A 12204-nucleotide genomic window follows, 5' to 3' on the forward strand; every position below is an offset into this window, starting at 1 on the left:
GGCGCGGTGCGGTGGCAGGCCGAGGCAGTGCCTCCGCGCGTCCGCGCATGCTCGTAACAAACCGTGAAAGGGTGGCGTCGGAATGTGGTCGGAGGCAAACGGTTTTCTGCCCGGACGGAGAGATCCGGCCCGTTGAGCCCCCGGCTACTCATTGCGGGCCGGGCCGACTCCCCGTAGAAACACGGGACATGAGAAGTCGGATCGTCATGTCCATGTTAACCGGGGCGACTCTCGCGGTGAGCCTCCTCCTCGGAGCGGGCTCTGCGTCGGCTGAGGTCTCGCGGTCCCGAGCGGCCTCACTCGCTCCGGCCTCCTCCGAAACATCCTTGCCCAGGGGTCCGTCCACCGCAGGCGTCACCCCGCCCGCCGAGTTCGGCACCGACTGGCACGATCCATTGACCGCCGCTCCGCCGGTCGCCAAGCCGGACACCCGGTCCTGTCAGGTCGCGCTTGCCGAGGCGCAGTTCCGCGACTTCACGCCGTACCGCGGCACGTACACCCCGCCGAGCGGCTGCGGCGACCGCTGGAGCAAGGTCGTGCTGCGCCTCGACGGCAAGGTCAAGGGACGGCAGTTCGACCGCCTCGGCTATCTGCGTGTCGGCGGGGTCGAGATCTTCCGTACGTCCACGCCGGAGCCGTCGCCGGACGGCATCGAGTGGTCCGTCGAGAAGGACGTCACACGGTACAGCGATACGTTCCGGCAGAGTCGTGACGTCGAGATGCTCATCGGTAACGTCGTCGACGACACGTACACCGGGGTCATCGACGTCAAGGCCACCCTGACGTTCTACACGGGCAGGCCCGCCCCTACCCCCGACCGCGTGCTCACCCTCCAGGACGGCACGCTGACCACACCCCGCAACAGCGAACGAATCGTCGCCGAGGTGTACGCCACCGGCTCGGGCGGCGGTTGCGAGGAGGACTGGTACCTCACCGTGCCCGACTCGGCGCCGTACTCCTGCAAGGCGGACAGCGGCCCCTGCCGAGAGGTGCAGATCACGATCGATGGCCGGCTCGCCGGAATCGCGGCGCCGTTCCCGACCGTATGGACCGGCGGCTGGTCCAATCCCTTCCTCTGGTACGTGATTCCGGGACCGCGCGCGTTCGACATCAAGCCGATCGAATACGACCTCACGCCCTTCGCCGGGATCCTCGACGACGGACGCACGCACCGGGTCGAGGTCTCCGTCGTGGGCGTGCCCGAAGGGCAGACGGGGTGGAGCACCCCGGTCAACGTACTGGTCTGGCAGGACGCGAAGAGCGCACGGGTCACCGGAAAGCTCACGGTCCATCAGACGGGTGACCTCGCCAACTCCTCTGTGTACACGCCAGGTTCGGAGAACCGGCTGGACACCGAAGGCAGTCACCGGCTGACGGTCGCAGGGTATGTCGACACCTCGCACGGCAGGGTGACGACCACCGTCAGCCGGACGCTGGCGAACACGTCCGTGCACCGCTGGACCGGCGGAGAGGACACGGACGGGCTCGATGCCACCTGGACGGACGCCGAGTCGGTCAGCGTCGACGGCCGCGGCCCCGCCCGCACGACGCACACCCGCCACACCTACACGATGGACGGCACCACGACGCTCGGCGCGGACGGCCGGTTGCGCACCGTTCTGACGCTCGGTGACCGGGCTGTGGTCGTCGGGACCGGCGGCGGTCGGCGCACCGTGTGGTCATGGCTCGACGACACCTACACCGGTGACGCCACCTACACGACCAATGTGCCGCGCGACCAGCGGCATGCGGTCGGTACGACGAGCGAGCGCTACCGGCTGCACGGCCCGGACGGTTGCTACGACCGGCGGTTGACGACGGTTCAGGGAGTGCTCACAGAGGACCGCGGCGGCTGCTGAACCGGACTGCGTGCGGCGCGTCACGCGCGCGATGTGTCCCGCCCCTGCCGCGATGCGTCGCACGCATGCTGTGTACCTCACTCTTCGCGCAGATCGCCTGCGCAAGGACTCGATGCGCGTCGCGGCCCGCGCGCTCTCGCTCCAGCGGTACCGAGCGGGGGTGGCGGCTCTTCGCTTGCGTTTCGGACGTGCGTGCCGAAGGTCAGCAGCGATGCCCTTGACCGGGCGGGACGTGGAGGTCACCGCCGTCGATCAACGTATTGAGCAGACCGCCGAGCACCTCGCGCTGCTCGTCCGTCAGGGGCGCCAGGATCTCCTCAGCCGCGGACCTGCGCGCGGTGCGGAGCGCACGCAGTGTCTGGCGGCCTTCGTCCGTGACCTCGATCCGGATCACTCGCCGGTTGCTGGGATCGGGCACCCGGCGTACCTTCCCGCTCGCCTCCAGGCCGTCGACCAGTGTGGTCACCGCCCGTGGCACCACCTCCAAGCGCTCGGCGAGATCCGCCATGCGGGGCGGTGAGCCGAAATGTGCGAGGTTGCGCAGCAGCCGTGACTGGGCCGGTGTGATGCCCAGGTCCGACCGCTCCAGATGGCGTTTCTGGATGCGGTGCACTCGGCGGGTGAGCCGCAGCAACTGCTCGGCGAGCAGGCTGTCGGGATCGGGGGTGGTCATGCGGGAACAATATCAGGACCTTGTTCATTGTGAGTATAGGTAACAATGAGCTAGGCTTTTGAAGCTCGCATCGCTGTCTCACCTCCGTAGGAGCCCATGCATCCCGACCAACCCACCTGGACCCCGTCACCTGGCGGCTCGCCGGAGCAGCCGCGCCAGGTGCGCCGCATCCTGAAGCTCTTCAAGCCGTACCGCGGCCGGCTCGCGATCGTCGGCCTGCTGGTCGGCGCCTCGTCGCTGGTCTCCGTAGCCACGCCGTTCCTGTTGAAGGAGACGCTGGACGTCGCGATCCCGCAGGGACGCACCGGCCTGCTGAGCCTGCTGGCGCTCGGCATGATCCTCAGCGCAGTCGTCACCAGCGTCTTCGGCGTGCTGCAGACCCTGATCTCCACGACGGTCGGCCAGCGTGTCATGCACGACCTGCGCACAGCCGTCTACGGCCGGCTGCAGCGCATGTCGCTCGCCTTCTTCACGCGCACCCGCACCGGCGAGGTCCAGTCCCGCATCGCCAACGACATCGGCGGCATGCAGGCGACGGTCACCTCCACCGCCACCTCCCTGGTCTCCAATCTCACCAGCGTGGTCGCCACGATCGTCGCGATGGTCGCCCTGGACTGGCGGCTCACCGTCGTCTCGCTGCTCCTGCTGCCGTTGTTCGTATGGATCAGCCGACGCGTCGGCAACGAACGAAAGAAGATAGCCACCCAGCGCCAGAAGCAGATGGCCGCGATGGCCGCCACGGTCACCGAGTCGCTCTCCGTCAGTGGCATCCTGCTCGGCCGCACGATGGGCCGCGCCGACTCGCTCACCAAGTCCTTCGAGAGCGAGTCCGAGAGCCTCGTCGACCTCGAGGTGAAGTCGAACATGGCGGGCCGGTGGCGGATGGCCGTCATCACCATCGTCATGGCCGCCATGCCGGCCGTCATCTACTGGACCGCGGGCATCGCGCTCCAACTCGGCGGGCCGTCCATCTCCATCGGCACGCTCGTCGCGTTCGTCTCGCTCCAGCAGGGCCTGTTCCGGCCGACCGTCAGCCTGTTGTCCACGGGCGTCCAGATCCAGACCTCGCTCGCCCTGTTCCAGCGCATCTTCGAGTACCTCGACCTGCCCATCGACATCACCGAGCCGGACGAGCCGGTCCACCTCGACCGGGTCAAGGGCGAGATCCGTTTCGAGGGCGTCGAGTTCCACTACGACGACAAGAGCGGTGCGATCCTCAAGGACATCGACATCACCGTCCCGCCGGGCGGCAGCCTCGCGGTGGTCGGCCCGACCGGCTCCGGGAAGTCCACGCTCAGCTATCTGGTGCCGCGGCTGTACGACGTGACGGGCGGGCGGGTCACGCTCGACGGTGTCGACGTACGCGACTTGGACTTCGACACGCTCGCCCGCGCGGTCGGCGTCGTGTCCCAGGAGACGTATCTCTTCCACGCCTCGGTCGCCGACAACCTGCGCTTCGCCAAGCCGGACGCCACCGACGAGGAGCTGTACGAGGCGGCGAAGGCGGCCCAGATCCATGATCACATCGCCTCACTGCCCGACGGGTACGACACTGTCGTCGGCGAGCGAGGTCACCGCTTCTCGGGCGGCGAGAAGCAGCGGCTCGCCATCGCCCGCACCATCCTGCGGGACCCGCCGGTCCTGATCCTCGACGAGGCGACCAGCGCGCTCGACACGCGGACCGAACACGCGGTCCAAGAGGCCATCGACGCCCTGTCGGCCAACCGCACGACGCTCACCATCGCCCACCGACTGTCCACCATTCGGGGGGCCGACCAGATCGTCGTCCTCGACGCCGGGCGCACTGTCGAACGGGGCACGCACGAAGAGCTGTTGGAGTTGGGTGGGCGGTATGCCGCTCTTGTTCGGAGGGACGCCCAACTGGAGCCGACAAGATGATGATATGTCGGGTTTATGGCATGCGTCGGGTTACCGTGCCCGCATGCAGAAGAACACTCCGTCACCGAAGCCGATTCGACTGACGCGCCGGGGCCGGCTCGTCCTCTTCACGACCGCAACCGTCGTGGCGGCCACCGCGGTGGCGGTGCTGCTGATCCTGTACAGCGCGGGGGAGAGCCGGACCTTCTCCCTGGTCATCCCGGAGGGCCGACGGGCCGCCCAGGTCTACGAAGCCATCGACAAGGCCCTCGGGCTGGCGCCCGGCGCCACGAAGAAGTCCCTCTCCAAGGCCCACCTCAAGCTTCCGGCCGAGGCGCTGGGCAACCCGGAGGGCTATCTCTTCCCGGCCACCTATCCGATCCATGAGAAGGCGACCCCGGAGTCCGTGCTGGAGTACATGGTCGACACCGCGAACAAGAAGTTCAGCGGCGGCACGATCACCGCGGGTGCCCAGCGCAACGCGATGAGCGTCTATCAGACCGTCACCGTCGCGAGCATCGTGCAGTCCGAGGCGGCGACCAAGGCCGACATGGGAAGGGTGGCGCGGGTCATCTTCAACCGCCTGGAGCGGGGCATGCCGCTGCAGATGGACTCCACCCTCAACTACGCGATGAACCGCTCCACGCTGAACACCACCATGACCGACACGAAGATCGACAGTCCCTACAACTCGTACCAGCGCATGGGCCTGCCGCCGACGCCGATCGCCAATCCGGGACAGGACGCGATGCGTGCCTCGATCAACCCGACGCCGGGCGACTGGCTGTACTTCGTGACGGTCAAGCCGGGCGACACGCGGTTCACGGCGAGTTACGACGAGCAGCGGCGGAACGTCGAGGAGTTCAACCGGTCGCGCGGCAGCAACTCGTCGTCCCACTGAACGCCGCGAACCCGGAGTCCTGCCCGGGACATCCCGTGCGGCCGACTGGCACCCCCGACCCGGGCGGATGTCAGGCGACGGCGGCGACCGGTTCTCCGGCCAGCAGCCGCCTGATGTCCCGTACTGCTGCGCGCCCCGCCCGGTTGGCGCCGATCGTGCTGGCCGACGGGCCGTAGCCGACCAGGTGGATCCGTGGGTCGGAGGCCACCCGAGTGCCCTCGACCCGGATGCCGCCACCCGGCTCGCGCAGCCGCAACGGGGCGAGATGGTCGATCGCGGCCCGGAAGCCGGTCGCCCACAGGATCACATCGGCGTCCACGTGCCGTCCGTCGTCCCATTCCACGCCGTCCGGCACGATCCGGTCGAACATCGGCTGCCGGTCCAGGACGCCGTCCGCGATCGCCTGCCGGACCGCGTCGTTGAGCGGGAGCCCCGTCACTGACACGACGCTTCTCGGCGGCAGCCCCTGCCGTACCCGTTCATCCACAAGCGCCACAGCCGCCCGCCCCACCTCCTCGGTGAACGGTCCCTCGCGGAACACCGGCGGCCGCCGGGTCACCCACGTGGTCGCGGCGGCGTACGGGGCGATCTCCATCAGATGCTGGGTTCCGGAGGCACCGCCCCCGACCACGACCACCCGCTGTCCGGCGAACTCCTCGGGCCCGGGGTACTGGGCCGTGTGCAACTGCCGCCCCCGGAAGGTCTCCTGGCCGGGATAGCGTGGCCAGAAGGGCCGGTCCCAGGTACCCGTGGCGTTGATCAGGGCTCGCGTCGACCACGTCCCGGCCGGCGTCTCGACGAGCAGTCGCCCATCCGTGCCCTCACGCACGGCCCGTACGTCGACCGGCCGGTGCACGCGCAGGTCGAAGGCGCGCTCGTAGGCGTCGAAGTACTCGCTGATGACCTCGGACGACGGCCGCGCCGGATCCGCGTCCGTCAGTTCCATGCCGGGCAGCGCGTGCATCCCGTGCACCTTGCCGTACGTCAGCGAGGGCCAGCGGAACTGCCAGGCTCCCCCGGGACTGGGGGCGTGGTCGAGGACCACGAAGTCGCGGTCCGGCTCGAAACCGGTGCGACGCAGGTGATAGGCGCTGGACAGTCCGGCCTGCCCAGCGCCTATGACGACTACCTCGATCTCATGGACCCCGGTGTTGTTCACGCTTCCACCAACCGCACCGGTGCCGTGGATCTTCCCGACCGGCCCGAGGGGGCGGCGCCCGCTCGCGACGAGGTTGGGCACGGTTGCATGGGTGAGGATGGAGGTATGTCCTATCCTTTCTCTACGCGCATCCTGAATGTCGCCTCCGGTTCCACGGAGACGGTCATCGACCTCACCCGCGACTGCGAGTCCTTCCTCCGTGAGGTGTCGAGCGGCCGGGACGGCCTTCTGAACGTCTTCGTGCCGCATGCCACGGCCGGCGTGGCGATCATCGAAACGGGTGCCGGCAGCGACGACGACCTCCTCACCACCCTCCACACGCTCCTCCCGGCGGACGACCGCTGGCAGCACCGTCACGGCAGCCCCGGCCATGGCCGCGACCACGTTGTCCCGGCCCTCGTCCCGCCCCACGCGACCCTGCCGGTCATCGGCGGCCGACTGGAACTGGGGACGTGGCAATCTGTGTGTCTGGTGGACACGAACACCAGTAACACGGACCGTCGGGTCCGGTTGAGCTTCCTGGGGTGACTTTCTTGCCTGCCGAGGAGCAATTTTTGTCGGTCGGTCGCTGGTCAGGGACGTCGAACGTCGTGCTATGCGTGACGGAATCGGCGTGACGAGGGTGCGTCGTCCCGGTTCATGCGTCATGCAGCGTTGATGTGATCTCGATGACCCATCATGTTGAATGCGTCGCGATCCTTGAGCCTGCCGAAAAGGGCCGCTGACCTGCTGTTTCGTCGAGTGTGCATTATGTGCGCTGTGGGCGTTACAGGCGATATCTTGACGCATATTCGACGCATGCAAGGCGCTTTTGACGCACGTTTGACGCATGTTCTGATGGGGTGTCAGGTGCTCGTTTTCGCAGGCGGCGGTGCGCCGGGCGCGGCCCGTGAGGACCTTGCCTTTACCTTCTCTCGGTGAAGTCGTGCTCGATATATACCGATTTGGGGCTCAGTAGGAGTTGGGCCCGTAGGGGCTCCAGTGACCGAGGAATGGCTTGAGGTCCTCGCCGCTGGCCTTCGGTGGCACGGGCAGCTTCGGTGTCGAGGCGGACTCGGCGAGGTACTGAAGGTGCGCGTCCGCGAACGCGAGCCACTCCTCGATCTCGGTCCTTTCCTGCCCGGGCGGCATTGATGTGGAGTGGTCGCGTACGGCTGTGACGTATTCGCTCAGGCGATTGGCCTGGCGCCAGGCGTCTGCCTGTTCTTCGAGGTGCTTGACGCGATAGGCGTGGGCGTATGCGGCGCGGGCTTCCTGCATGGCGGCTTCCCAGCGCTGTTGCTTCGCTTCTCGGGCCTGCTGGTCCGCGTGGCGTTTGCGTTCGGCGGCTTCACCACGGAGATCGATTTCTTGTGTGATCTTGGCGAGTTGGTCTTCCAGTGGTCGGTCGGGGAGGTCGGTCCATTCGCCGGCGCGGTGCGGGTTGCCGCCGCTGAGGATGAAGCGCAGGCGGTTGGAGGGGGTGTAGTCGGAGCGGGCGATGCGCATCCATGAGTACTTCTTGGCTTCGGCGAGTTCCTTGTCGGTGGGGATGTGCTCGCTGCGGTCCTGTTCTTGAAGGACGAGGAATCCGACGCTTTCGCCTTGGGCGGTGATGGTGAAGTGTGGTGGTGCGCTGCGGCGACGGTGGGGTGGGGGAGCGATTTGCGTGGTGCCGAGCCCTGCCTTATGTCCCTGTGTTTCGGCGGCGATGATGAGGGCCTGGATGATGCGCAGGGCTCGGCCTTGGATTGGTCTGGTGAGGCCCATGGGCTGTGGCTGCTTTTGGAGGGCGGCCACGACGGAGTGGGGTTTGGTGATTCTGGGCGGAACGGGGAGAGGGGTGAGTTCGGCGAGGCGCCAGGCGGGGATGTCGACGAGTTTGATTTCGTAGCCGCGGTGGGTGCGGTATGCGTAGAGCTCTTGTGTGCGGGGGATCTTGCCGGACTTGCGGGCGGCGTTTACCCGGGACGTCCAATTCACCGGGTGTGGGCCGGATTCGATGGGCTTGATGAGGCAGCCATCGTTCGCGGCCAGTTCTTCGAGGAGTTGGTCCGTGTAGTTCGTACGGGCCTTAGGCGCAGTTCTGGGAGGTGGCGGTGTCGGATTGCGGCCGGGCCGCTCGGGTGGTGCAGCGTTCTGCTCGATGGGGCAGATGCCGTGGGAGGCCCTGATGCATATGGTCCCCCCGGTTCCCAGGTGAGCTGCCCCGGAGACAATGCCCGCCGCTTCCACGGGAATTCCCGGCGGGCTGAGAGGGCCTTCGATCGGATGAGGCGTGGTGTATGGCGCGTTTACAGCGAGAACAGCTCTTCCTGGTAGTTCTCGACGATGCCGCGCTGCGGATAGAAGAGGCTGAGCAGCATGAACGTTCTGGGTCGCTTGGACAGGTTGCCGACGAAGCAGTGCACGATGTGGTCCGGTGCGAACATCCGGGTGAACCAACGCTCCCGCAGCTTCTCCTCGACACCCTGCTGCCCGTACTGGCGCAGATACTTGCGGTAGGACTCGCCGGCCTCCCAGTCCCGGAGCGCCATGTCGTGACCGGTGCAGTCGGAGTCATCGCAGCGGAAGCGGTAGCGGAACTCCAGTGGCACCCACTCCAGTTGGCGCAGGCAGGGTTCGTAGGCGCTCGTGCTGGTCGTGTGCGGGTGTCTTGGGTGTAGATCGTTCGTCAGGGTGGTTCGTGGGCTGTTCCGGCTCGTGGTGGCCGGTGCGGTTCCTACGCTGGAGTGTCATGACGGATGAGGGGATGCTGGAGCGGATCGCCACGCGACGTGCCGAGCTGGACCTGCTGGAAGAGGAGCTGGTCAAGCAGCTGGCCGATGTGCGGGTCGAGCGTGATGAGCTGGTGGTGGCCGGGCGGGTCGTGCAGCGGACCAGCGAGCAGGGCTTCGGGGAGTACCTGTCGCTCGCGCCGCCGGCGCCGGAGGTCCAGGTGGGCGGCCGGTCGGTGCTGCTGATCCCGGCCCGCGCCGCCGGTATCGACCCCGACGTGCTGCCGCAGGACCATCAGCGGCTGGTGGCCATCGTGCGGGAGGCGGCCGGGCCGGTCACGGTCCGGGCCGTCGGCGAGGTGCTCGGCCTGCCGGTCGAGGTGCGGGGCAAGCTGGAGCCGCTGCGGGCGAAGCTGAACCGGCTGGCCGACCTGGCTGCGGAAACTCGCCGACGGCCGGTTCACGATCGCCTTCTGAGCCGCCGTGACGGCGACCCTTACCGGATCGCGCCTGCGGTGGGCCCGTGAATTGGCCGCTGGCCTGCGCGGCGAGAGCGGAGGCTGTCCACCCGAAGGTGGTGCCCGGATCGGCGGCGAGCATCCGGACCGCCGTGCGTCCGTCCCACATACCGGCGATTATGCGGACCTTGATATAGGGGCGAGCCGGGCGGGCGGCAGAGCCGGCCGTAAGGGGCGTCCCCGGTGCTCGTTGAAGTTGTGTGAAGAACAAGAACCAGCAGGCCGGGGACGCCGTCTCCCTGGTCTATCAGTGCGCCCTGCCGCTGTCTACGAGAACTGTCCGATACGTCACCGACCTGCTGCGCAAGCACCTGAAGGCAATCAGATCGCGGTGGCGGTCCCTGTCGGCGGGCCGGATCGTCGTGATCGTCCTGGCCGTGCTGCGCCACGACCAGCGCGCCGCCGACCTGGCCGGCGGTAACGGCATCGCGGCCACGACGATCCGCCGCTGGACCGACGAGGTCGTCGCCCTGCTGGCGGCCGGGGTACCGCGCCTGGACCGCGCCCTGGCCAAGGTCGCCAGACGCGGCGGGGAGGCCGTGCTGATCGACGGCACCCTCATCCCCACCCGCCGCCGCACCGGCAAGGACAACCGCAAGAACTATTCGGGGACAAGCGCCACGGCCTGCACTTCCTCGCGCTCACCGACGAACGCGGACGCCTGATCTGGATCTCCGCCGCGAGGCCCGGGCGCACCCACGACATCACCGCCGCCCGCCACGACCACATCGTCGAGCACCTGAAAGCCGCCGGCCGCGCCCCCCGTCGAGCACGGCCTCGCGCACCTGAAGACCTGGCGCATCCTCACCAAACTCCGCACGAGCCCCGCCCGCGCCACTAACCAGCTCCGCGCCCTGCTCGTCCTGACGAACCTCGAACTCGACCGCTGACAGACGATCAAGACCGAAGACAGCCGCCCACGACCAGCACGAGCACCCACGAACCCCGCCACACCAGCAGCCGCACCAGCGAAAACCAAGATGGTGGATCTTCAGTGAAGATCCGACTGGACCTCGGTCAGTCGATGCCTTCGACGATGCGGAAGTCGCGCTCGACGCCGTCGGAGAGGGCGACCAGCGCCTCCTGGTAGGCCGCACTCTCGCGCGCCGCGACGGCCTGCTCGAAGCTGTCGAACTCGATCAGGACGGTGCGCTCGGCGATTCCGGCGTCATGCGCCGCGACCCGACCGCCACGGACGAAGGTGCGACCGCCTGCGGCCTTGACGGCCGGACCGGCCAGCTTGTTGTAAGCAGCCAGCTTCTCAGGGTCTGAAATGGTGCGGTAGACGCTGACCCAGTAGCCCTTGGGCATGGAACCTCCAGTGTTGGGATGAGTGCATCTGACTTACGGGTTGGTCTCGGACGAGCGTCGGCAGGCGAGAGCGAGGCTTGTCAGCGTCGTGATCGCCATGGCGCCGATGCCGACCAGCGCCGCGGTGGTGTAGGCGCTGTCGTCGGGGAAGAGGTGGCCGGGGCCGGTGCCCGCGGCGAGGATCAGGCCGCCGATGGCGCTGCCCAGGGAGTACCCGACGCTGCGGACGACGTAGTTGAAGCTCATGGCGCTCGACGTCTCGCTCTTGGGGGTGACGGCCAGGATGACGCCGGGCATCGCGGCCGAGAAGCCGCCGACGCCGAAGCCGAGCACGCCCATCGCCGCGAACAGTTCGGCCAGGTCCGACCGGGCCGCCGCGAACAGGGCGAACCCGCCGCCGACCACGACGGCGCTGCCGGCCAGGAGCAGGGGGTCGGCGATCCGCGTCCGGACCCGCGGCGTGAGCTTGCCGGCGACGAACCCCAGCACCGAGAACGGGATGAGGACCAGCCCGGCGACGAAGGTCGTCAGCCCGAAGCCGTAGCCGTAGCCGGCGCCGTGCGGCGTCTGCGCGTACCGGGTGATGAGCGTGAGCAGGAGGTACATGCCGATCCCGCCGACGAACATGGCGAGGTTCGCCCCGGCGACCGCCGGGTGCCGCACCGCCCGCACATCGACCAGGGGCGTCGTGCTGCGCAGCTCGATGACGGCCCAGACGCAGAGCAGCACCACCGCGACGACGGCGAGGCCCGCCGCCACGGCGAGGTGCCGGCTCCACAGATTCCGTTCGCCGGCGAGGAACAGCACCAGGAGCAGCGCAGCGGCCAGGACGACCGCGCCTGCCACGTCCACGTGGGCGGAGCGGCCTTCGGGGGCTTCGGGCATGGAGCGCCACGCGGTCAGGAGGGCGGCGGCGGTGACGACCAGGCCGAGGCCGTAGGCGGCCCGTACCCCGCCGAGCTCGGCGAGCAGTGCGGCCAGCGGGTAGCCGACGCCGGCCCCGATGATCGAGACCACCGAGATCAGGGCGATCACGGCCGCGCTGCGTTCCTCGGGGAGGTGGTCCCGGGCCACGCCCATCATCAGCGCCGTCAGCCCGAGCCCGACGCCCTGGGCCGCCCTGCCGGCCAGCAGCCACGCGAACGGCAGCGGCAGCACGGTGAGCGCGCTGCCGGCGACGACGACCGCCAGCGTGGCGAGGATCGTGGC

Annotated in this window: 13 protein-coding genes; 7 read left to right on the forward strand and 6 right to left on the reverse strand. The window is 68.4% G+C overall.

Annotated features, from left to right (window positions below; genetic code table 11):
* Positions 1-188: 188 nt before the first annotated feature.
* Positions 189-1859 (forward strand): peptide-N4-asparagine amidase, encoded by a 1671-nt coding sequence (locus ABT186_RS17225; RefSeq protein WP_351229906.1) that lies wholly within the window; start codon positions 189-191, stop codon positions 1857-1859.
* Between the two features lie 202 nt (positions 1860-2061).
* On the opposite strand, the gene ABT186_RS17230 is transcribed toward ABT186_RS17225, so the two are convergent.
* Positions 2062-2532 carry a MarR family winged helix-turn-helix transcriptional regulator gene (locus ABT186_RS17230; protein ID WP_351229908.1) on the reverse strand — a complete coding sequence of 157 codons (471 nt, stop codon included), beginning with the start codon at positions 2530-2532 and terminating at the stop codon, positions 2062-2064.
* Between the two features lie 96 nt (positions 2533-2628).
* On the opposite strand from ABT186_RS17230, the gene ABT186_RS17235 reads away from it, so the two are divergent.
* The gene (locus tag ABT186_RS17235; protein WP_351229910.1) at positions 2629-4431 is read left to right on the forward strand and encodes an ABC transporter ATP-binding protein; all 1803 of its coding nucleotides are present in this window, start codon (positions 2629-2631) and stop codon (positions 4429-4431) included.
* A 43-nt stretch (positions 4432-4474) separates the two neighbouring features.
* Positions 4475-5311, forward strand: coding sequence for an endolytic transglycosylase MltG (mltG, locus tag ABT186_RS17240; RefSeq protein ID WP_351229912.1), 837 nt, complete (start codon positions 4475-4477; stop codon positions 5309-5311).
* A 70-nt stretch (positions 5312-5381) separates the two neighbouring features.
* Here mltG and ABT186_RS17245 read toward each other — a convergent pair whose 3' ends face one another.
* Complete coding sequence (locus ABT186_RS17245; RefSeq protein WP_351925632.1) at positions 5382-6470, reverse strand: NAD(P)-binding domain-containing protein; 1089 nt, start codon at positions 6468-6470, stop codon at positions 5382-5384.
* A 105-nt stretch (positions 6471-6575) separates the two neighbouring features.
* On the opposite strand from ABT186_RS17245, the gene ABT186_RS17250 reads away from it, so the two are divergent.
* Entirely contained in the window at positions 6576-6998 is a 423-nt protein-coding gene (locus ABT186_RS17250) for a secondary thiamine-phosphate synthase enzyme YjbQ (protein WP_351229914.1), read from the forward strand.
* 423 nt (positions 6999-7421) lie between these two features.
* On the opposite strand, the gene ABT186_RS17255 is transcribed toward ABT186_RS17250, so the two are convergent.
* Together ABT186_RS17255 and ABT186_RS17260 are read right to left on the reverse strand one after the other, a co-directional pair.
* Positions 7422-8684, reverse strand: coding sequence for a hypothetical protein (locus ABT186_RS17255; protein ID WP_351925615.1), 1263 nt, complete (start codon positions 8682-8684; stop codon positions 7422-7424).
* A 59-nt stretch (positions 8685-8743) separates the two neighbouring features.
* Positions 8744-9127, reverse strand: a complete 384-nt coding sequence (locus tag ABT186_RS17260; RefSeq protein WP_502973229.1) for a DUF8757 domain-containing protein — start codon at positions 9125-9127, stop codon at positions 8744-8746.
* A gap of 59 nt (positions 9128-9186) precedes the next feature.
* Between ABT186_RS17260 and ABT186_RS17265 the strand changes: the two genes are divergently transcribed.
* The 3 genes from ABT186_RS17265 (at position 9187) to ABT186_RS17275 (ending at position 10525) form a co-directional block, all read left to right on the forward strand.
* Positions 9187-9693, forward strand: a complete 507-nt coding sequence (locus tag ABT186_RS17265; protein ID WP_351925617.1) for a hypothetical protein — start codon at positions 9187-9189, stop codon at positions 9691-9693.
* Positions 9694-9884: 191 nt separating this feature from the next.
* A complete protein-coding gene (locus ABT186_RS17270) occupies positions 9885-10349 on the forward strand; it encodes a hypothetical protein (protein WP_351925619.1) in 465 nt (154 codons plus the stop codon).
* 5 nt (positions 10350-10354) lie between these two features.
* Positions 10355-10525 (forward strand): hypothetical protein, encoded by a 171-nt coding sequence (locus ABT186_RS17275; protein WP_351925634.1) that lies wholly within the window; start codon positions 10355-10357, stop codon positions 10523-10525.
* A gap of 176 nt (positions 10526-10701) precedes the next feature.
* Here ABT186_RS17275 and ABT186_RS17280 read toward each other — a convergent pair whose 3' ends face one another.
* Complete coding sequence (locus ABT186_RS17280) at positions 10702-10995, reverse strand: DUF1330 domain-containing protein (protein ID WP_351229924.1); 294 nt, start codon at positions 10993-10995, stop codon at positions 10702-10704.
* A 33-nt stretch (positions 10996-11028) separates the two neighbouring features.
* The coding region (locus ABT186_RS17285; protein ID WP_351925621.1) for an MFS transporter at positions 11029-12204 on the reverse strand (1176 nt) is incomplete at its 5' end.

This window comes from Streptomyces sp. NPDC001634, assembly GCF_040298185.1.
Lineage (GTDB): Bacteria > Actinomycetota > Actinomycetes > Streptomycetales > Streptomycetaceae > Streptomyces.

Bases quoted from the DNA above. Each gene is read 5' to 3' on its own strand.
- ABT186_RS17265 (WP_351925617.1), top strand. From the start codon at position 9,187: ATGACGGATGAGGGGATGCTGGAGCGGATCGCCACGCGACGTGCCGAG.
- ABT186_RS17280 (WP_351229924.1), bottom strand. From the start codon at position 10,995: ATGCCCAAGGGCTACTGGGTCAGCGTCTACCGCACCATTTCAGACCCT.
- ABT186_RS17225 (WP_351229906.1), top strand. From the start codon at position 189: ATGAGAAGTCGGATCGTCATGTCCATGTTAACCGGGGCGACTCTCGCG.
- ABT186_RS17250 (WP_351229914.1), top strand. From the start codon at position 6,576: ATGTCCTATCCTTTCTCTACGCGCATCCTGAATGTCGCCTCCGGTTCC.
- ABT186_RS17230 (WP_351229908.1), bottom strand. From the start codon at position 2,532: ATGACCACCCCCGATCCCGACAGCCTGCTCGCCGAGCAGTTGCTGCGG.
- mltG (WP_351229912.1), top strand. From the start codon at position 4,475: ATGCAGAAGAACACTCCGTCACCGAAGCCGATTCGACTGACGCGCCGG.
- ABT186_RS17235 (WP_351229910.1), top strand. From the start codon at position 2,629: ATGCATCCCGACCAACCCACCTGGACCCCGTCACCTGGCGGCTCGCCG.